The 21131-nt window shown below is 46.1% G+C and carries 22 protein-coding genes; 5 read left to right on the plus strand and 17 right to left on the minus strand.

Annotated elements, in window-relative coordinates; all coding sequences use genetic code 11:
• Window positions 1-51 precede the first annotated feature (51 nt).
• Window positions 52-570, minus strand: a complete 519-nt coding sequence (locus tag CJU81_RS12280; RefSeq protein WP_095036828.1) for a hypothetical protein — start codon at window positions 568-570, stop codon at window positions 52-54.
• 99 nt (window positions 571-669) lie between these two features.
• Here CJU81_RS12280 and CJU81_RS12285 point away from each other — a divergent pair, with 99 nt between their 5' ends.
• The 4 genes from CJU81_RS12285 to CJU81_RS12300 all read left to right on the plus strand — a co-directional run bounded on the left by CJU81_RS12285 (window position 670) and on the right by CJU81_RS12300 (window position 3495).
• Complete coding sequence (locus tag CJU81_RS12285) at window positions 670-1158, plus strand: hypothetical protein (protein ID WP_095036829.1); 489 nt, start codon at window positions 670-672, stop codon at window positions 1156-1158.
• Between the two features lie 309 nt (window positions 1159-1467).
• A complete protein-coding gene (locus CJU81_RS12290; RefSeq protein WP_095036830.1) occupies window positions 1468-2496 on the plus strand; it encodes an AAA family ATPase in 1029 nt (342 codons plus the stop codon).
• Between the two features lie 15 nt (window positions 2497-2511).
• Window positions 2512-2943 (plus strand): hypothetical protein, encoded by a 432-nt coding sequence (locus CJU81_RS12295; RefSeq protein WP_095036831.1) that lies wholly within the window; start codon window positions 2512-2514, stop codon window positions 2941-2943.
• A 273-nt stretch (window positions 2944-3216) separates the two neighbouring features.
• Complete coding sequence (locus CJU81_RS12300) at window positions 3217-3495, plus strand: hypothetical protein (protein ID WP_095036832.1); 279 nt, start codon at window positions 3217-3219, stop codon at window positions 3493-3495.
• Window positions 3496-4519: 1024 nt separating this feature from the next.
• On the opposite strand, the gene CJU81_RS12310 is transcribed toward CJU81_RS12300, so the two are convergent.
• The 16 genes from CJU81_RS12310 to CJU81_RS12380 form a co-directional block, all read right to left on the minus strand.
• Window positions 4520-5128: a hypothetical protein gene (locus tag CJU81_RS12310; RefSeq protein WP_095036834.1), complete on the minus strand. Its 609-nt coding sequence runs from the start codon at window positions 5126-5128 to the stop codon at window positions 4520-4522.
• A gap of 104 nt (window positions 5129-5232) precedes the next feature.
• A complete protein-coding gene (locus CJU81_RS12315; RefSeq protein WP_095036835.1) occupies window positions 5233-7602 on the minus strand; it encodes a hypothetical protein in 2370 nt (789 codons plus the stop codon).
• 158 nt (window positions 7603-7760) lie between these two features.
• On the minus strand, window positions 7761-10157 hold the full coding sequence (locus tag CJU81_RS12320) for a hypothetical protein (protein ID WP_254924869.1): 2397 nt from the start codon (window positions 10155-10157) through the stop codon (window positions 7761-7763).
• A gap of 178 nt (window positions 10158-10335) precedes the next feature.
• A complete protein-coding gene (locus CJU81_RS12325; protein ID WP_369679445.1) occupies window positions 10336-11316 on the minus strand; it encodes a DinB/UmuC family translesion DNA polymerase in 981 nt (326 codons plus the stop codon).
• 145 nt (window positions 11317-11461) lie between these two features.
• A complete protein-coding gene (locus CJU81_RS12330; protein ID WP_095036837.1) occupies window positions 11462-11623 on the minus strand; it encodes a DUF4113 domain-containing protein in 162 nt (53 codons plus the stop codon).
• 433 nt (window positions 11624-12056) lie between these two features.
• Window positions 12057-12170, minus strand: coding sequence for a DUF202 domain-containing protein (locus CJU81_RS24245; RefSeq protein WP_254432815.1), 114 nt, complete (start codon window positions 12168-12170; stop codon window positions 12057-12059).
• 245 nt (window positions 12171-12415) lie between these two features.
• Complete coding sequence (locus CJU81_RS12340) at window positions 12416-12904, minus strand: Tll0287-like domain-containing protein (protein ID WP_418948443.1); 489 nt, start codon at window positions 12902-12904, stop codon at window positions 12416-12418.
• A gap of 230 nt (window positions 12905-13134) precedes the next feature.
• Window positions 13135-13998: an MBL fold metallo-hydrolase gene (locus CJU81_RS12345; RefSeq protein ID WP_095036839.1), complete on the minus strand. Its 864-nt coding sequence runs from the start codon at window positions 13996-13998 to the stop codon at window positions 13135-13137.
• Window positions 13999-14134: 136 nt separating this feature from the next.
• Window positions 14135-14323, minus strand: coding sequence for a YgaP family membrane protein (locus CJU81_RS12350; protein WP_095036840.1), 189 nt, complete (start codon window positions 14321-14323; stop codon window positions 14135-14137).
• 13 nt (window positions 14324-14336) lie between these two features.
• Complete coding sequence (locus tag CJU81_RS12355; protein ID WP_095036841.1) at window positions 14337-14756, minus strand: DUF6691 family protein; 420 nt, start codon at window positions 14754-14756, stop codon at window positions 14337-14339.
• Entirely contained in the window at window positions 14753-15193 is a 441-nt protein-coding gene (locus tag CJU81_RS12360; protein WP_095036842.1) for a YeeE/YedE family protein, read from the minus strand. Before CJU81_RS12360 ends, CJU81_RS12355 begins: the two co-directional genes overlap by 4 nt.
• Entirely contained in the window at window positions 15190-15504 is a 315-nt protein-coding gene (locus CJU81_RS12365; RefSeq protein ID WP_095036843.1) for an ArsR/SmtB family transcription factor, read from the minus strand. The genes CJU81_RS12360 and CJU81_RS12365 overlap by 4 nt, the downstream gene beginning before the upstream one ends.
• 81 nt (window positions 15505-15585) lie before the next feature.
• Window positions 15586-15753 carry a hypothetical protein gene (locus CJU81_RS24060; protein ID WP_164747898.1) on the minus strand — a complete coding sequence of 56 codons (168 nt, stop codon included), beginning with the start codon at window positions 15751-15753 and terminating at the stop codon, window positions 15586-15588.
• Window positions 15754-16003: 250 nt separating this feature from the next.
• On the minus strand, window positions 16004-16804 hold the full coding sequence (locus tag CJU81_RS12370; RefSeq protein ID WP_095036844.1) for a sulfite exporter TauE/SafE family protein: 801 nt from the start codon (window positions 16802-16804) through the stop codon (window positions 16004-16006).
• A gap of 28 nt (window positions 16805-16832) precedes the next feature.
• On the minus strand, window positions 16833-18503 hold the full coding sequence (locus CJU81_RS12375; protein WP_095036845.1) for a bifunctional protein tyrosine phosphatase family protein/NAD(P)/FAD-dependent oxidoreductase: 1671 nt from the start codon (window positions 18501-18503) through the stop codon (window positions 16833-16835).
• A 51-nt stretch (window positions 18504-18554) separates the two neighbouring features.
• On the minus strand, window positions 18555-19433 hold the full coding sequence (locus CJU81_RS12380) for an MBL fold metallo-hydrolase (RefSeq protein ID WP_095036846.1): 879 nt from the start codon (window positions 19431-19433) through the stop codon (window positions 18555-18557).
• A 236-nt stretch (window positions 19434-19669) separates the two neighbouring features.
• On the opposite strand from CJU81_RS12380, the gene CJU81_RS12385 reads away from it, so the two are divergent.
• Entirely contained in the window at window positions 19670-20995 is a 1326-nt protein-coding gene (locus CJU81_RS12385; RefSeq protein ID WP_095036847.1) for a sigma-54 interaction domain-containing protein, read from the plus strand.
• Window positions 20996-21131 lie beyond the last annotated feature (136 nt).

Below are 21131 nucleotides of genomic sequence, written 5' to 3' on the forward strand. Positions count from 1 at the left end.
GAGTGGCTTCTACAAGGCATTGCACCTCACAGAAGCCACACCACCATCAAATCATTCCATTTCGAGCTTGTATGGCTTGGATTTCGCCACAGTCTGAAATTTGTTCGACTTCTCATCGAAGACAACAACCCCATCGCTCTGAACCATGTCAGTGCCTTTATAGTCGAGACTGGACATAAAAATCATGTTGCTCGAAGCCTGATGAGCTTTCCCGCCGCTGACTTTCGGCAGTTCAGTTTTGTCGGTAGGGAACTGCATCGGAGCCTTGTATACCTTGCCGTTATTCACATCGATAAATGCCGTAGATTGGCAGCCAGTGCCACAGCCAAACGAAGTGACGACGAAGTGCCCAGCAAAGTTAGCTTTCTGGCCCACGACACGCTCAACAGCCTCTTTGGACTTCCAGTAACCTGCAAGGTCAGGGTTCGACTTCCAGTCAATCTTACTCACTGCCTTGGTAGACACGGCAGAGGCCGGATAAGCCTCAAATTTGAAGCGTTCATCAGCACCCGCACTCATAGCGCCCATAGCACAGCCAATCAGCACCAAACCGCTCAAAATCCGTTTCATGTGGCTTACTCAATGATTTCAATGAGCCATCAAAATAGCTCTAGCTAGGAAGCCACGCAATCAGTAAATGCTATTATTATAAAAACAACCTTTATTCACATGAAAAATCAGCAGCAAGAAATTCAGCACATCAATAATGCATTACGCGCTTCAATCAATCCAAACGATAGTGATTCGTGCATTTTCCCTCGCTCCTTTATTCAGTCCATGAAGTCAGTCAACGCTGATTCAGTCATCGACGCAATGAAAGCCCCGGCTTTGCAGAAAGAATATTTCTCAGAAGGCTACTCACACTCAATCTTTGAAAAGACAGAAAAAGGTAAAGACCAATATGCACAAGCACACCTAAACGCTTTGCAGATTGCTGTCGCCATCAGAAATGAAGCGCCTCTTTTCTACGATGAAATGAAGAAATTCAGCAGAATCGTTCACGAAGCTAACAAGCAGGCGCAGGCGAATGGCGTTTCGAATGGGTACGACAACAACTATTTAGCATTAGCAGAGCGAGGGCTTTCAAACAAGCTTCTTCAAGCCTACCCATCGATTGATTCTGATGCAAAACCTAAGCGAAAAACTCTCAAACCTTAAACAGGCACCTAATGGTGCTTTTTTATTGACTAAAGATAAAATCCTTTTCTGATATCCAAAAAATCAAAATCAAAAGGTTTTGATATCCCTTCAGTCTAAAAATCACAGATCTATTCTTTTACTAAAGGGCTGAATTAATCCATGATCCGTTTCAGTTCTTACGCACGTCAGACGTAATTAGGACGTGAATAAGACGTAGGTAATAAATATTTCTGATTTATTTTTAACTTTTTTCTCACTAACGTAAGAATTTAGAAAAATAAATGATATAACTTTAAACATAACCAAATTATTAATAGAGAAATCACAATGAATCAATCAGTAAATTTCGAAACAAAACCACTAATACCAGCGTTGCAAGCTGCAAAAATTCTTGCTTGGATTAGCCACAAAAGCATTTGCAAATCCACAGCCATAGCGAATCTCACTCATGCTTTAGTTTTTCAAGGAATGCGCGTTTTAATCGTAGACACAGATGGCGTACCGACAATCCAGATGTTTTTCGAGCAGCACAAAGAAGAAACAGAAAATCGTATCGCTAAAAACAAAGCGAAGGTAAATGCTCTTCAAGAAAAAGGCCGCGCAGTTTCTCAGGCATTGCTAGACCAAATCGAATATGACGAGTTTGCTATCGAAAACCGTCCTGTTGTGATTGCACGCAGTCTTCACGAATTAGACGCTCAGTTCGACGTTATCAAGCGTGAATACGCTAATTTCGACTACATCATTGTTGACGTTCCAGCCAAGGTTCTTGACTCGAAAAATAACCCAATCAAAGAAATCAAGCGCTTAATCAGTTTCAGTAACCTCGTTATCACTCCTTATAAAGGTGATAACCAAAACGCTGTAACTGCTGTAACTGTATCCAGCATCATCGAAGATTTGAAGTACGACGCTGTAAGTCTTGGCGGAAAATTCAACACAAAAGTACGTTCACTTCTAGCGTTCGAACCAGCACGCATCAAGGCAAATGCGAAAGAAGTCAGCGCAAACCTCACGCTCACTGATACATCCACTACGGCTGCAAGGCTCGCACGTAATGCAGAGCGTAAAGCCCTGAAAGAAATCGACCGTAACAGTCAGATGATGGCAGACATAAAGCAATTCGGAGAGGTTTTTGGCGAGCATCAAATGCCGCTAAATGCCCCGTTGGTTTTCCGCTCGGTTTACCCGAATCAGTTCAACAAAGGTCAATCAATCTACAACGCTACAACCGATTCAGCAAAGCTTGCTCAGACTGAATTCAACCTAGTAGTCGATGCAATCCTTTCTGCATTCGACGAAGAACCAGAAGCTGTTGAGGCTTCTGAAAACCAAACAATCACAATCACAAACTAAAACAGGAGAATTATTATGACATTCGATATAAAAGCAGTTAAAGCACGCGCAGAAGCAAAAAGAGCAGAGAACCCACAACCACAAGAAATCCAGCCAGAAGCCGTGGTTGTGAATCTGGCCCCTGCTGTTATCAGAACCAAGGCAGAGGCGGCTCTCATCGACCTCAACGCTGTTAAGCGTGGCAACAAGAACGTGAGGAAGACTCTTTCCTACACAAGCCATGCAGCGCGCTCAGTAGAGCTGATAGCCGATATTTTCGACACTGACCGCTACGAAACCTCACTCTTTGCAGCCCTTGGAGCAGACATTGAAATCCTCAACCGTCTACGTTTGTTGGCTTTGGATAACCCTGACCTCAAAAAGATATTCATCGATTTGGAAGACCGCATGGATTACGAGGACAGGATTTTCAAGAACCTTGCTGACAAGGAATTGGCAAGAACTTAAAGCAACAGATACAAACCCCCAGCCCCTTAAACGGGGCTTTTTATTGCCACCATTTTGAACGTCCTATGCACGTCTGACGTACATAAGACTAACGAAACCCTTGTAAACGTTACGTCTGACGTTCGTCTCACCTACGTCATAATTAACTCTCACTTAAATAAGAAATAAGTCAGAAATAAATTGCTTAACTGCAAATTGGCAGTTTTCATAATGGTATAATTTGTGTATAGGAAGAGAAAATCTTTCTAAATAACCAAAAACCGGAGCTATAAAATGATAAATAATAATTCTAAAATCGCGAACCAATTCTTAAATGACTTAGGCAATTTCAAAAACGACATAAAGCCTTTTAACAATATTTCAGTACAAGACGTAAATGACACAGTGGTCATTTTGAAAAACGAAGTAACAGGCAAGTCTTCAAATTACAGCAAGTACGACCTTGCGGAATCCATCGCATTCAGATTGGATATAGGGATTTTCAACGAGCAAGAAGTAACAAAAGAAAACGCACAAAGCAAATTCTCAGAGTTATGCACCCTTCTCGTTTAAACCCCCGAGAATCAAAGCAGCCCTTGAAGGGCTTTATTTGTGCCTGATGTTTAGGTTTGACAACCTTCACACCTAAATCGCACCTACGTCTGACGAACGTCAAACCCAGTAAATACAGGCATTTCATGTCAATGAGCGCCAATGTCCTACCTCCGTCAGACCTATTTCTTACCTCATCGCACCTATAAATCAGACGCTCTGTGTTGAATTTCAGAGATTTCAACGGGGGATTACTCAGCAGAATTCACCACAGCGCGCCATAAATACCCTCATTTACGTAAGACGTAGGTATTAACTTAATCAGAAACAAGTAAGAAACAAATCAGAATAACGTAATATATTTGAAAATAATTGCCACTAAGAACTTGATTTAATTTTTAATTTGAGATGGATTGGACACCAGCGAAGATGACTCAGTGCGAAGATAGATGCCACAGGATTGGTCAGAAGGACTCTGTGAACGTGGTTAACCTTGTCATTGAGAATTCGATTGATGATTTCTTGACTAGCATTCTTCACAACAAAAGAATCGTTATCAGTAAATTGTTGTATGAAGGTGATGACCAAAATGCTGAATACATTGACTATGACTTGTTCGACCTGTTCAATTATTTTGGATTATCGAAAGCAGCATAATCAAGCCCTACGGGGCTTTTTTGTTGAATACTATAATGTTTGTATAGGTGTGATTAACGTCAGACGTACATAAGACGCACGTAAGAAAAAGATATGACAATATTTCGTTAAGTGGAAATTCAGAGAATGCGGAATGGTATAATTCTCGATATAACCAAATTACTTAATCATGAAAAACGCACAACCGAACCCTGTACCAGTAGTTAAACCAAATCAAAACAAACCACTGATTAATCTTTACCTTGATTTTTTCTGCACTTCTATCTGTCGAGACACGATAAAGAAACTCGCTGAATCCAAACCTCACTAACACCCCTTCCCCCGCTTCAGCGGGATTGGCTTTCTCAAATCGTAGGCAAAAAAAAGCCACTGCTTAAAGTGGCTAGAATTAATGTGCTTGTCGAATGGATTTGTAGTAGAAGGCTTTGTGGATTAAATCAGCATGTACCTTCATAGCGTAATAGCCCACTGCACCAACAACAAAATACGCTGCTGCAAATGAGTACAGAACAGTGAAATAAGCATCTAAATCTCTACCCATGAATGTCCTTCTTGCTGAATTATAAGCATTTATGCTGTACGAGTCGTTAAACCAAAACTTAATCTCTGGTGCAAAACTGTAAATATCCACTCCGAAAAAGTTCATTTTGGCTGTTTGATATGTCGCAATCAAAAACACGAACGCCATCAGGTATTTGAATTTATCCATGTAAGAATGGATTTTCGCTTCTCTGTTTGTTCTCCCAATGTCACCAACGCTCATGCCTTTATCGACATACTTAAAAAATCTGACAAGCATTGAGACAAGAATTGCACACAAGGGAGGGAACAGCATGATTTTTGTCATGTCTGCGTGTATGCCATTTGGTCCGGTCAAAATCCCTTCAAACAGCAGGAATTTCAAGAAGAACAATGCAAGGCACGCTATGCCGTAATACACACCATATATTGTTAAATCTTCAAACCTTCGTGTTGACGCTTTCAATTGGTTATTCATTATTTAATCCTCTTGCAATCCCTTTTAATGCAATTATACCATTTATTAATTCATTTATAACTCTAGAGCGACAAACAAACAAGACCCATTCATCGCCCAGCAAATTAACTGAAAACTTTTCTATTCATATCTCTGAATTTACCTGCCACTTTCTCATATCCTGCAGCGGCTTCTTGAGCTGCATTAATAAATGTTTGAACCTTGAACATCTTCTCTAACGAATCCATCAAACCCATAAGTGTTGTTGCTATTTTTATTTGAACGTAAACACAAACCGATTGAAACACTAACGCCGACAAAATAAGAGCAATCAAAGTCTCTAATGGTGAATTATTTGAGAACATTGGCAATAATATCGCATGAACACAAAACCCTACTATTACTAATACGATACTGTGTATTCCGATAGAAATCACAAAAAGAATAAGAATAACGGACTGTTCAAGAACCTTCCAAACAACCACCAAAATCAAATCTAACAGCGTTACATGTGATTTTTCGTGGTCCAAATTAGACGGAAATGGCGACAGCAATGCCAAAAGCTTGTGTGTAAATATAAGCAGTGTCGCTGTTACAGATGAGATTATTGACGCATACCTCATCAAAAAGACCATTGGAGTCACTACACCGCCTAACACAAGAAGCGCAGCGCACGCAGCAATGGCTAATCCTGTTATGAATGAAAAACCTCCCAATACTCGAGCAATTGCCTTGCTTTTTGCAGAATCTTGACTCTCAAATGATTTTTGGCCAATTTTTGCTAAAAAGAATGTTCCCCAATAAAATTTAAGGGTTTTCATTCCGTTTTGGAAAAGCGCAGCAGATTGATTCAATACAGGTGCAACACAGGTGTTCACTGCCTTTGTACAATCTTCAAATGTATATCCCGATGTGCTGTACAGATTGCCCATGACTTTATTAGCTACGTACTCAACGCCATCTTGTAGCTTTTTCTCACTCAGCAAGCTGTCACTTTGTTGAGTTAACACTCTAATCGTTCTGTCAATGTCAAATATACGAATTACCTTCGTTTCGTCCCAAACCTTGTTGATTTCTGTTTTGTCGAGTTCTTGGGTTAATCCAGCCATTGAGCCAGAAGCGTTCATGAGGGGGCTGCTTTCTACACTGATGCTTGTAGTGAATTCTTTTGAATACCCATCCTCTAAATTCCCAGCTACTTTGCTGACAGTAGCCATGTCGAGTATGAAGCTCATCATATTCGTCAAAGGCTTCTGCGCCAAATTGATTGCTTCCTTGGAATGGTTGTCTACATAGCTCGTAGCAGCACCAATAAAAATCTTCCTCATTTCTTCAATCTGAGCCTGAATGGATGCTTTTGAGACGCCACTATTCGTCGGGTAGAACTCAATCGCACCACCTTCACCCACACCTACACCGCCACTCACCGAACGGTTCAGACACTCGTTGTAAGCCCTTGGATTCCCCGTCGCATTCTCTGACCACTTAGCCCTTCTGTCATCGACGTTTAAGGCTGTGTCACACATGTACTTAATCGTGTCATACGCAACAAAATGGGCCATGTCAGTCATTTGTATCAGTGCTTGTCTTGTGCTCTCGTCTTGCCCTGAATAGCTCACACTGCCCAACGAAAACTCCTTAAATCCAAGACCCTCTTTGAGACATTTCTGAGATTTGCGTGTTTCGCCGCTCAACAGCAGCGTAGCGAGAAAGCGGTTTGGCTCAGCGTCTTGCTCCATACATTTGGAATAAACAGACTCTGTATAAACCCTTTTCCCGTTCACTACCGAACTGAAATTATTTTTGTTAAGCATTTTGCTCTGGAACAAAATATTCGCAGCTTCATTCTGAATCATGACTTGAATTATTGAGTCAACATTATCCCGAGCTAATGCCTCAGCGCGTGTTGTATTGCTTCCTTTATCCACTTCTAAATATGGAACGATATTTATTGTTGCCCACACTATGAACGATGTTGCAAGCAAAACAGAAGCTAGAACAGCCCCAGCCACTAAATCGAATAGCCCACCCAGCCCCAAGAGGTAGTACACGACCACAAACTTAAAGGCTAAATAAACAAAGTCATGCTGCTTTGTACCAAGAAATTCGCCGGTAAATTGTGTTTTGTAGATTGCCATGCAGCAATATGCTGTACCGACAAACAAGAAGAAAAATTGAAGCGCCTTGCCGAAAACATCTCTGTATTTTGTTAGCGTGTTTTCTTTGCCTTCGTCGTAAGTTAAATTGATTACGTCTTTATCATCATTAGAAAGCAATGTATTTGCAATCGCAGAGGCAAAATATGTTGAGTATTTTGTCTTTAAAGCATCGAGCATAGGCCCGATAAAAGGAGCGTCTTGTAGGATTTCGTTTGCGCAAACACTGACCTTTTCTTGTGAGTCAATGCGATAACAATCTGCTTTATCAGCAGCAAAAGCAGTATTTGCGCAAAGGGAAAGGAGAAGAATAAGGATAAAGGGTTGGATGAATTTCATTCGTCATGTTGGTAGTAATGTTACTATTATACCATTTGCCATCGATACTGATTCCTGATAAAAAATTCAACATAAAAAGTTAAATATCAATGCAACCTTTTCGCAAGATTGCATCAATAATTAAATTCAAGCCGTCTAATATATATCCGGCGTAAAAATTATTTTCGCAGAAAACCTAGCTCATAAACGTTCATACGCAATTTTTCGCTCAGCTCTTTATAAGAGTTTTCAAATGACGCAAAGCTAACAGGCACGTTATGACTGCTTTTTGCTCGCTCACGTAAGGCTTTGCGTATTTGATACCAGCCTACGTCGGGTCTGTTCAACTTGTACGCTTCACGAACTGCTCGAATATCCACATAGGAAAAATAACTTTTCCAAATTTCTCGACCACAATCCAAAACTGCAACTGCCTCACTAGATAGTGTTTTTCCATCAAGAAATTGAACCATGAAGTCTGATTCAAAACGGTCTGGGGCACCGACTTCCAGCTCTGTAAATGGAATAAAATGATTTACTAGTGACCACTTAACACCATCCCAATCAATATCGTCAGCTCCGGCGGTTAAATTATATCCATTGAAGAGCATCCAAATTAAACAATCGTACTTAAACTCATCCGTCAAAAATTCGGCTGGTTGCAAAAACTGGTCTCTATCATTTAACCATGTAGGTTTAACTATTCTTCGCATTGCAAACACAATTGCAACCTGCAAAAGATTATTTTCGACAATATACAATCCACCACCATTGCCTCCTGTATATATCGAGGATGTTATGCAGGTTTCAATAGCCGCATGCTGTAAATCATTGTTGCTAGCATATAGATATCCCACCATTTCGTCGCATGAAGTCTTTTTACGTGGGTTTTTTGAAACAGTAACCGCATTTGATAATGGTAACGCAGGATTTTTGTTAGTTTTTGGCTTTTTAATCCATACGTTCAGATGAAGGTTATTAGGGAGATTGTAATATTTCTTCGCGCCTACCTGATTGCCTTTTTTATCAAGAACATCAACATCAAGCTCTACAATTGGCGTTTTCTGAGCTGCATTTTGGTTTGTCTTCCAAACCAAAAAACCAATTGGAAAATCCCCATTGATACCATCAAAGGCTTTACTATGAACAACGAAGCCACCTAAATATTCAGCGTTCCAATTATTCCTGAACTTCTCAAAATTTGGTGCATTGACATACTTCAAAGTACTGAACATTGCCAAAGTAGCATTCGGAAGCTCTTTTGATATCCGAGTAAGAAATTGAACAAATAATTCTTTACTAGCGTACCCTTCAGTAGTCATAGAAGCATTTATTCGTGTTTTTTCAACACCAATTTTGTTTTTGTTTCCCTGCCCAACCCCAGCACCAGTTTCTCCATAGGGAGGATTGATGAGAACTAGCAACTTCTTTCCTTCGCTAATTGCTTTTTGCAATTGAGGTGGAACTTTGCTTGTCAGACTATAATCAATGTCACCTGAATCAGTTATATCGTCATTGAGGTAGTCATACTGAAATTTAATTGCAGCCGCACAGGTCTTAGTGGCTCTCATCACGTCAATATCTGCTTGGTCCAGAGTAGACATGAAAATATTGCGATGGTTACTATGCTTGACTTCCAAATTACCGACGCCGCAGCACATATCCCAAACAACATAATCTTTTTGCCAGTTTTTGCCTAAAGATTCAGACAGTTTGCCATATGCTTTATCTACCACATGAAGCGGCGTATAAAATGCCCCTTTGAAACTCCGCTCATTAATTGGAATGAGACTGTCTCGACGCTCTAGAAGATAATCCCTGTACTCAGATTTTGGAGGCTTGTGATATATCGCCCAAAATTCTCTGTAACCATCCTGATTACCTAAATCGTAATACTTACCAGCAAGGCTAAATATTGGGGCACCATTTTTGTGAAGCAGCTCGGCTGTGAGATTCGCATGTGTAGAAATTGTTCCATCGTGCATTATGTCGGCAAAAAATAGCAGAGCATAATCCTCAGCTTTAACGCCTGACAATTCTTCTCCAATCATCACAACCCATTTATCAAATACCTGTTTTAGGTTATCCGGGGTTATCTGTATTCGAATAATATCGCCAGACTTAATTGCTTCCTTTGCCGTACTTATGAATTCTTCTTCGTGTGTAGATATTTTGAATGCTACGAAATGAGTACCGATATGCGCAGAAATTTCATCTAAGGCTTCTTGTGTATATTGGCTTGCAGATTTCCCCCACTTAACCGTTTTCTTTTTCAAAAAAGGCAATACGTCGCTGAGCTTCATAAGCGCAGCCTTTTCTGTATCTATTACGGCAAGGAATGGAGGGACTGTCTCACCTTTATCAACAGCAACTTGAACATAGTGCAATAGTTGGGTAAACATTGCGTAACACGAATTTTTTCCAGTGTCCTTAGCCTCAAACCACATTTCTTTGGTTTGAATGTCAATCAACCCTTTTGTGTAACTTTTCAACCCCAGCGCCTTAATGTAAGCATCCTTTACATCTTCTTCGGTTCTGGCAGTTTTTAGGTTTGAATAAAGGCTCAAATCAAACATCCTTTTAAGTTTAAAATTTCGCTAAAATATCAATTTATTAAACTGTTTCAGTATACTATTTTGTTTCGAAACTCTAAGCGCCTTCCTAATGCTTGTTGAGGTTCGAGATATTCTCATAATAACCAGTTCGACTGGTTCAAAAACCCCTAAATCTTACAAAGCATTTTCTTCAAATTTCTCAGCTCATTTTCACACGCTTGAGCTGACTCCAATCTGTGCAAAAACTATCTGACAGATAATCCCTTTTCATTGCCCAATGGGCAATGGGTGGCTCTATCGCTAACCTGATGCTTCCTCGACCATACCGGGCATTGATACCGTCCACGACCTTCATCAACACCTCAGAATTCCTCCTAGGCACCGGGGCGAACATGTCGGGTTGGTAGCCTTCACCCGTCACGAACTGGCTCAAAACAATCCCTGCCTTGGAATAGCGATAACCCGGCGCGTAAATCTTACTCAGACCTTCAAGCGCGAGCGCTACAAATTCCCTTGTGTCATTACTGGGAGCGACCAAGCCACAGATAACCGCCCTGCTATAAGGCTTGTCATCGAATCGGCTTGTTTGGATAAAGACTTGAAGGCACGCAGCCAATTGGCCTTCACTTCGCAGCTTTGCACACGCTCTTGTGGCATACGTCGCTACCGCTTCACGAAGCCCATCAATGGACGTAATCCTCTGACCAAACGAACGTGTACTCGCTATGGTTTGCTTTGGCTCAGCGCCTTCAGAAAGCGCGTAACACGACACGCCTTCAAGCTCCATCGAGGTCTTCTCGACGTTTACATTGAATAGTTTTCGAAGCGATTTCTTATCATAACGGGCAAGGTCGATAGCCTTCTTGATACCCATGATTTCCAGTCGCTTTGACAGCTTCCTGCCAATCCCCCAAATCTCATCGACTGGCATCCAATGAAGGAGCTTGTCTCTACGGATTTCATCCATCAGAACTACAACACCGCCCGTTTCCTTGCGCCATTTCTTTGCACTGAAATTCGCTGCCTTTGCGAGGGTTTTTGTAGGTCCAAAGCCAACACCAACCCCAATGCCAGTCTGCTTTTTAACTGCCAGTTGAATCTCACGCCCAAGCACTTCCAAATCCACCTTCATGCCCGAGCAGTCCAACCAACTTTCGTCGATGTAAAGGAAAGATGTCAACCCATGGACATCGATTTTGATGAATATTTGTGAGGGTTTAAATTAGGTATCCGATGTCCATAGACCACACGCATTTTTCACAGAAATGGATCACGTGGTGTCCATGGCAAATACGCGAATTTTGTGGCGACGAAAACTAGCGTGATCAAGATGAGCCCGATCCAACAGTCCGAAGCTCATCCAACCTGGTTGTATAACTGGGGCTGTTAAGCTCTCTCCTCATTCCCCATTCAGGTGATACATGGACGCTGGCAGTCCGCAAAGTACTCGCCCCCCCTTTGGCATTCATCTCATCCAAAACATTCATCACTCGCCCGCTTGCCTCTGGCTGTGATGGGGCGAAAAGGTCGCCGGTGAATCATTTGTAATTTTTTGATGTGAAGGGTGACTCGGGAGAGGTGAAGGCCTGAGTCAGGTGGTGTGATTTCGAGCCGGAATACGCCTCACTGGCATAGGTCTCCCACAAAACAGTGAGGCTAGGCTTTGCTCATATGATGGCAAGGTAGACCATGAGTAAGGCCGCCTAGGGCGGCGGTGAGCACATTCTGTGTAGGGCCAGAGTTGATGCTGTACCCTTCTGAGATTTCAAGTACCTTTTGATATTTAACCACGCGTTTGTACTGCCAGGATGACTAGCATGCAACCCAGGATCCCAGCATGAGAAAAGTCGGTCCGATCCAGAAGGAAAAATGTCTCTCTGGGCTGGCCAACGCACCTAGTTTTAGCAACTGAAAAATTAATCAGGATGACTCAATCACGAAACCCAATGCCATAAGCGAAAGACTAGTTCGGTTCCAGGCCAGCAAGGTCCTCGCAGCGGTAAAAAACACTTGTGCATCGTTCAGGTCAGACATTAAATTATCCTTGCTTAAACGATTGTTGATTTGGTTCCAGCCAAGTAGCAAATCTGCTCAGCGACTGAATTTATTAAGTAAGACACATAGACGGTAGAGGTTTTTTTATTACTTAGGTGCCAGATCTAGTGATCTAATGAAAATTGAACTGCTCTAGTATCCGGTTCAAGGATCGGATGTTGTAGGTTACGCAGAAATGCCACTCACACACAATCGGTATATATACGTTTTTTTGTGATTCTGAGTTAATCATTTGCTGGCACTATGACTCGGCGCAGAGTAAACGCACCGCGCAGCTCTCCTAGAGCAAAGCCGCGGGCTTTATCCTGCGGGTAGCGTCGATCTATTACAGCAGTCAGTTCCGGTTTTATCTCCTTGCCATGGCATCCTAAGCACGCTTCACCTGTGGGGATAGCCTTCATCATACGGAATTCACCCTTTACGATTTCCGAATGCGCTAAACCAGATAATGCTTCACCCGCCGCAGCGCGCTTAACAAATTGCTCAAGCACCTGCTTTTCCCAAGCATCTGGTACGTTACCCGGATTTCGAACCTTTAATGCTGTGCGACCCACAACCCACGGTGTTTGACTGTGCTGATCAGCAATTTGCGGTGCGAGCAACTGGCAAGCCTCAACGGCTTTGACTGGTCCACCTGTCTGCATAGCTGATTTCACGGTGTCCATAAGATGCTGCTGGAAGGGGGGAATAAGAATTGCCCCTTCAGCAGTCATCTTTTCGAGATCGTCAGCATAGGCTCCAACACTCAATGCTCCGCTCAGAAAAATCGTTACCATCCGCATATCAATCTCCTCATACTTTTATCGATCGAACTGTTGGGGTTAACAAACATGGCCTTGGCGGCGGTGTTGGAGCACGATCTGAAACGTGCATCTGCCCTTGTCAGGTGGCGACGGCATTGGTGCATGCCAATTATTTAAGTGAATCAATGAACGACAGCAACTCAGAGAACGTTAAGTGGAATTTTCAGGTAGCAAGTGCCATTGCCTTCAGCTGGAGGCAAATTACCTGCTCGCATGTTCACTTGCACGGATGGCAGGATAAGTGTCGGCATGCACAACGTAGCGTCCCGTGCTTGGCGCATAGCAACGAAATCTGCTTCGCCAGTGCCCTCATGCACATGAACGTTATGGGCTCTTTGCTCGGCAATGGTGGTTTCATTGCGGTAGTCATCTCGACCCGGTGCCTTGTAGTCGTGGCACATAAACAAACGGGTATCGTCGGGCAACTCGAACAACTTTTGAATGGACTGGAAGAGTTTTCGCGCATCGCCGCCGGGAAAATCGCATCGGGCAGTGCCGTAATCAGGCATGAACAGCGTATCGCCGACAAAACCGGCATCACCGATTAGATAGGTCATGCAGGCCGGTGTATGTCCTGGTGTGTGGATGGCGTGCGCTTCGATCCCTCCGACCAAAAAGCGCTCACCGTCTTTCAGCAGCCGGTCGAATTGACGACCATCAGTGGCAAACTCGCTGCCAACGTTGAACAACTTACCAAAAGTATTCTGAACCACGGTGATCTGCTCGCCGATGGCCAGTTGGCCGCCCAACTCGCGCTTTAGATACTGCGCTGCGGAAAGATGATCGGCATGTACATGGGTTTCCAGTAACCACTCCACCGTAAGGGCTTGCTCCCGCACGTAGGCAATTAGACGTTCCGCGCTTTTGCAAGACGTGCGACCCGATGCGGGATCGTAATCCAGCACTGAGTCGATAACGGCGCAGTGACCTGTATTCGGATCACTGACAACATAGCTGTAGGTATAGGTAGCAGGGTCAAAAAAAGCTTCTACATGGGGTTTCATGATGGAATTCTCTTTTCGATATACGAAGTGGAGTGCTGATCTACCAACGGGCTTTGGCAAGGAACCGTGATCAGCAATGCTTATCTAAACCACCACGGGCACCTTCAGGCGCCCGCCAGTGTGCAACGGTGGTCGCTCAGCAACGGTTACAGGTTTTGATGCCAAGCAATGTATAGACAGGGCAGAAACGGAAAATGCCGGTGACCAGCGGCACTAAGCCAATCCAACCCCACACGCCGATCACACCGGATAGACTGAGGCCAATGAGAAGAAGACCGGCGACAATGCGCAGGCTACGGTCAATAGTTCCAATATTCGCTTTCATGGCGATCTCCCGATCAATGGCTGCGCCGGGTCTCCAGCGCAGTAAACAACAACATGCCGGCCAGCATGGCCAACATGAATACGATCACTTGCCAATGTCCCGTCAACAAAATTGCCACTGCGGGGCCAGGACAGATGCCCGCTATTCCCCAGCCGATGCCGAACAATAGGCTCCCGCCAATCAAGCGCGGGTCCAACTCACGTTTGATCGGTAGCTGCATTGGCCTTCCCAGCAGCGAACTGGATTGTTGTCGCGCCCAGGTTAACGGGACAACGGCGATGCCAATGGCCCCGATTATGACCAATGCCAAGGAAGGATCCCAAGCACCAGTTAAATCCAAGAAAGCGAGTACTTTGCTCGGGTTGGCCATGCCCGCCAGAAGCAGACCTAAGCCGAACAGCAGACCAGCAATGAATGCACTCAGTTTGATCATGTCCACCCCCTCAGAAGATGACGCAAGACAAACACTGTGGCGAAACCAGTGGACATAAAGCACACAGTGGCGGCCATTGATCGCGGCGAAAGGCGAGATATGCCGCACACCCCGTGGCCACTGGTGCAACCAGAACCGTATCGTGTGCCGATGCCCACCAATACACCGGCGACGATCAATCCGAACCAGCCACTTTGGAACTCAATCTGCGGCAGCGTGGCGAACAAGCTCCATAGAAGCGGCGCGATTAGTAGGCCCAGGAGAAAAAGTGCTTTCTCACTCCCCCCCTCGTTCCCACGTTGTAAAAGACTGCCGATAAGACCGCTGATGCCTGCGATACGCCCGTTGGCGACGACGAATAGACTGACCGCCAAGCCAATCAATGCACCGCCTGCAAGGGATGACCAGGGAGAGAAGTTGAGCCAGTCGACATTCATTCAGCCTCTCCTGCGCAAAACTGTTGATACAGCGTTTGTATGACTGCCAATGCTACGGGGCTACCGATGCGATAGAATACTTGCTTGCCGTCACGTCTGGTTTCCACTAACCCCTCGCGGCGAAGGACTGCTAGTTGTTGAGAAAGCGTTGGCTGCCTTATCCCCAACAATAACTCCAGATCGCTAACATTGCGCTCGCCTTGGGACAACTGACATAGCAGCAGCAAACGATCCGAATTGGCCAAGGCTTTCAGAAATTGGCTTGCAGCATCAGCATTTTCTCGTAGGTGGGCAATATTTATCTCAAGCATAAAATGTTGATGCACCTCTTCTATTACATTTGTTTTTTCGACGCATTCTCGATCAGTTATTTTTATATCAGAACTTAATAATTAAGAACCTTGATAATTAATTGATTGATCCTTTGAAAAATAATGTTTATTAGGATCAATTGCGTCATAGGCAGCAGGATCTGCCTCCCTTTTTAACTGGGCACGCTCCAAAAAAGTGCAACCCGAGAGAATAGATATTGAAACTAGCAAAGCAAGAAGGACTTTCATGTTGTCATCTCTAGTCAGTTAGTAACTTGCTACGGCCCAGATGCTAAGATTTACCTTATCATAATATGTATTTCTTGCAACTGTTTTTTTAGGTTTCTAACAAGCGCCTGTAACGCCGCCCTCAGCGGCATCGCTACCATTTACAGTTGGATAGGGCATCTTTACTAGCATCGAAGTCTCTTGGAGGCATCAGCGTTCGATTTTGTGCTAAAGAGGTAGTGAAACCGTATGCTTTTGTAAGCTCGAGTTTTTAAATACTTTTTACAAGCAAAGCCAGTGCAACAATCACCGAAACAGCGGCAAATCCTTTTTGTAAATGTGGACCCGCTAACCGGGCAGCGACCAAGCGCCCACAAATCATTCCAACCAATGCTCCAAGCGAGAACGGTAGGGCAATCGCCCACTGCAGGTGCCCTGTTGCAGAGCTTGCAGCAACTCCGGAAATTGAAACTAACGCAATAACGGCAAGAGACGTTGCAAGCACTGACTGCGCTGTCAAATTGGTATATCGCTGGAGCGCCGGTACCATTACAAAACCACCACCCACCCCTAGCAAGCCAGAAAGCGCTCCTGCGACTATGCCGGAAAGTGTTAGTGCCCACGCGCAAGGGCCAGTCCAGTTAAGCTTTCCTCGGTTGACGTCCAATAGACAAGGTGGTGGTTTAGATGTGACGTTGCCCTTTAACTCCGTGGAGGGGGCGAGCGATCGTTGATAGACCCGAAACGCAACGTACATCAGCACGAAGGCAAACATGATCGTCAACGGGCGATTAGGTGTGCGCTGCGCCAGCCAAAGGCCAAGGGGAGAACAGACGATCCCAGCGCCTGCAATTAACAGCGCGGCTTTATAGCGAACGGTGCCGTTTTTGAGTCCCATCGCGGCACCCAAGGTCGCGGCTAAACCGACAGCCAGTAAACCAATCGGCCCTGCCTCGGCCATGCTCAATCCAACTCCAAACACCAGTAATGGAACAGCCAGTATTCCTCCTCCGGCGCCGGTCAGAGCCAGAATGACTCCAACGGTAAGTCCAAGCAGTAAGACAACAATCATCTGATCCTCCTTGCTTTTAGTTCTAATTTCATATGTCAGCCAACTCAGGTTTCGCCATCCATTCATGCCCCTTGAGCATTCCTTTCCAATATAGAGGTGGAAGAATCCGCTCCTTGAGCAGCCATGCCAACCTCGATGGACGGGTACCGTCAATCAGCCAAGATGGAAAGCTGGGGGCGACTTTGCCGCCATAAGTGAACTCAGCCAGTACGATCTTGCCGCGCTCAACCGTCAGCGGGCAGGAGCCATAACCGTTGTAATGGGCGCTGCCTTTTGCTTTACCCATTGAGGCCAAAACATTATGAGCAACGACTGGCGCCTGCATGCGTGCTGCTGCCGCGGTTTTTGCGTTGCTGGAGTTGGCAGCGTCTCCCAGTGCGTGAATATTTACCCAGGCTTTATGGCGCAAAGTGGCAGGGTCGACATCAATCCAGCCAGCCGAGTCAGCGAGAGGGCTGACCCGAATGAAATCCGGCGCGATCTGCGGAGGCACCACATGAAGCATATCGAAGTCGCGCGTCACAAGATGGGCGCTGCCATCCGGGTTGACGCAGTTGAACGTTGCAGTTCGAGCGGGCCCATTCACGCTAGTGAGTGTGTTGCCGAAATTCAGGTCAATACCATAGGCCTTGATGTATTCCATCAGTGCCGGCACATAGTCGGCAACTCCGAACAGCACCGCGCCGGCGCTGCAAAACTCGATCTCGACCTTGTCCAATACACCGGTACGTTTCCAATGATCGGCAGATAGATACATTGCTTTTTGCGGCGCCCCGGCACATTTGATCGGCATGGGCGGTTGCGTGAAAATCGCCCGGCCACCACGCAATTGCTGCACCATTTCCCACGTATAAGGGGCAAGGTGGTACAGGTAGTTTGAAGTCACGCCGTTGCGGCCCAAGGTGTCAGACAAACCCTCGATGGCATGCCAATTGAGCTTGAGGCCAGGGCACACGATCAGTTGTTCGTATTTGACGACTCTGCATCCATCAAGAATGACGGCATTTCTCTCAGGTTCAAAAGCGGCGACCGCCGACTTGATCCAGTGCACTCCTCGGGGGATGGTCGTGCCCATCGTATGGGCAGTTTGGGGTGCATCGAAGACACCGCAGCCGACCAGTGTCCAGCCTGGCTGATAGTAATGCACATCTGCCGGGTCGATTATGGCAATGTCGAGTCCAGGTTCGCGCGCGAGCAAGCTCGATGCAGTCGCGATCCCCGCCGCACCGCCACCGATGATGACTACGGTATGCTGCGCCTCCGCCACTTCAACCGGCGTGCGTCCCTGATTCGCAATCCGGCGAATGACGCCTTTCATATCGAAGCCGGCTTTTTTTGACGTCTCGACGATCTGTGGCAGGGATTGCTGGCCCGCTTGTGACAGTGCCCACATCGTTGTCGAACGCATGCCTGAACGGCAATACGCCAACACCGGCTTTGGAAGCGTTTCAAGTAGTTTGCCGAATGCAATGACTTGTTCGTCAGTCACTTTGCCTGATTCAGCAGGGAGGTAGTGCGCTTCAATACCGACCGCTTGGGCCTCACGTTTGATTTCGGCAAACAAGGGTTGATCGCCGCCTTCGCCATCGGGACGGTTACAGACAATCGCGCGAAAACCGGCGTCTTTTATTTCTGCCAATTGGTTGGAAAAAATCTGATCTGATACCGACAGTCCAGGTGCAAGGCGGCGAATCTCCATAAGGGTCTCCATTATGGGTATTTTTCTAATGAGTTTTTGGGGAGGGCAGCGTCAGGCTACGTCGAGTGGGATTTTCAGATAGCGCGTCCCGTTCGATTCGGGCTCAGGCAAGTGCCCGGCACGCATGTTGACCTGAACAGATGGAAGGATCAGTGTCGGCATGCCCATCGACGCGTCACGCTTAATTCGCATCGCAACGAACTCCTCCTCACTGATGCCATTGCGCACATGAACGTTGCGCGCGCGTTGGTCTGCAACCGTACTGACGAACTGCACTTCGCGGCCACCAGGCTGGTAGTCGTGACACATATAAAGCAAGGTGTTGACAGGTAGACTCAGCACCTTGTTGATTGACTTGAACAACGTATGCGCATCGCCGCCGGGAAAGTCACAGCGCGCAGTGCCGTAGTCCGGCATAAACAAGGTATCGCCAACGAATGCGCTCGTTTCGGTCCCATCACTTATCACATAAGTCATACAGGCGGGTGTATGACCTGGTGTATGAAGCGCTTGGCATTGCAGTGTGCCAATGGCAAACGGCTCGTCATGAACGAACAGGTGATCGAACTGGCTTCCATCGCGTGCCATATCACCACCTGTATTGAAAAGCGTGCCAAATACCTCTTGCACCGTTGAAATCTGGCTGCCTATCCCTATTTTCCCACCGAGTTTTTCCTTCAGGTATGGCGCTGCCGTCAGGTGGTCTGCATGTACGTGGGTCTCGAGAATCCAGTCGACCCTCGCTTTGAGTTCGTTCACCCTCGCAATCAACTTGTCCGCAGAAGTTGTGGCGGTGTGACCAGACTTCGGGTCGTAATCAAGAACGCTGTCAATCAAAGCGCAGTGGTTGGTCGCTTGATCCAGCACGAGATAGCTGACGGTATTGGTAGCAGAATCGAAGAATCCTTCGACGTGAAGTTTTACGCTCATGACCTGTCTCCTTAGGGGGCTGTACCGAGCCGCTCACACTAGCGACTGAAAAAGCAATAAACCTGCCAAGTATAAAAGCAGCGAGGAAATATACTTAACCAATTGTTTTTATTGGATTTAATTTTTTACTGGCTGCAGTGATTTTCATGCGCAGACCTAAGAGAACTGCCATTGGCAGTGAAAGTTGACAGGAGTGGCAGTGTCATAACAGGATTGATAGATCCTCAGGAGCTATCATGAAGACCATCATCCCCCCCGCTAACAACTCTCTCCCGCACCCGGATCAGGTCCGGTCACTTGTTTCGTTCCTTGAGCACGAACCACAGCCGATGATCGTGCTTGATCCGGACTACAACATCCTGGCTGCCAACACCGCCTATCAGCGGCAGTTTGGTAGCGTTGACAAACCCTTTATCGGTCATAAGTGTTATCAAATCTCACACCATTACGATGTCCCTTGTGATCAGGCAGGAGAGAGTTGTCCGATGAAAAAAGCGCAGGAAATGCGCGGGCCCGATCGTGTTTTACACATTCACCACACACCTCGGGGGCCAGAGCATGTCGATGTTGAATTGCGCCCGATTTTAGATGAACGAGGTGTTATTACCGCCTATGTGGAGCGTCTCACACTGGTCCGCAGCGCGTCAGCGCGACCCAGCAACGAAGGGCTGGTGGGCTGTTCACCCGCTTTTAACCTCGCCCTGTCTGAGTTGCAGCGGGTCGCACCATCAATGCTGCCAGTACTGCTGTTAGGCGAGTCCGGTACGGGCAAAGAGTTGTTCGCTCGCGCGGTACATGAAACCAGCGAGCGGGCCACTGGACCATTTGTAGTCGTGGATTGCTCAGGATTGACCGAAACGTTGTTTGAGAGCGAACTGTTCGGTCATGAAAAAGGAGCATTCACCGGCGCCTCTGCGCGCAAGCCTGGTTTGGTCGAGACGGCCCAAGGCGGCACGTTGTTTCTTGATGAGATTGGAGATGTTCCGCTGGCCATGCAGGTGAAACTGTTGCGCCTGATCGAATCGGGCACCTATCGCCGTGTTGGGAGTGTAGAGACCCTTCACGCTAACTTCAGGTTAATTGCTGCGACCCATAAACCATTGGAAAAAATGATGGAGAAGGGTGAGTTCAGGCAGGACCTGTACTACCGCATCAGCACCTTCCCAATTCAGTTACCTCCCTTGCGCAACCGGGTTGAGGACATTGGTTTGCTTGTGAATTCATTTCTGCAACGTGCCGGTTCAGGCAAGCGCCGACTTACGATAGATGCGGATGCTCTGACACAATTGCAGGGGTTTTCCTGGCCCGGCAATATTCGTGAATTACGCAATGTTCTGGAGAGAGCCAGTCTGTTCGCTGACGATGGTGTGATCCGTTCCATAAATTTGCCCCAGGCATCCGTGGTGGCATCTGCCCAAGCCTCTACTTCAACTCCGCTCGACGGCAGCTCGTTGGTGCAGGCACTGGCTACGTTCAAAGGTACCCGCAGTGAGCTGGCCAAGGACATGGGGATTAGTGAACGTACTTTGTACAGGCGCTTGAAAGAGCAGGGGCTGGTCTAGTAGCCAGCACCCACGCCGAAATTCTGCCAATGACTGCCATCGATGGCAGTCATTGGCAGCGCACTGACCTACCTGCCCCCTCCGCGCACCGCTGGATTATTATCCAACTACTTGTTTTAAATAGATAAAAATAATT

The sequence above is a fragment of the Pseudomonas fragi genome (assembly GCF_002269505.1).
In the GTDB taxonomy this organism is placed as follows: Bacteria; Pseudomonadota; Gammaproteobacteria; order Pseudomonadales; family Pseudomonadaceae; genus Aquipseudomonas; species Aquipseudomonas fragi_D.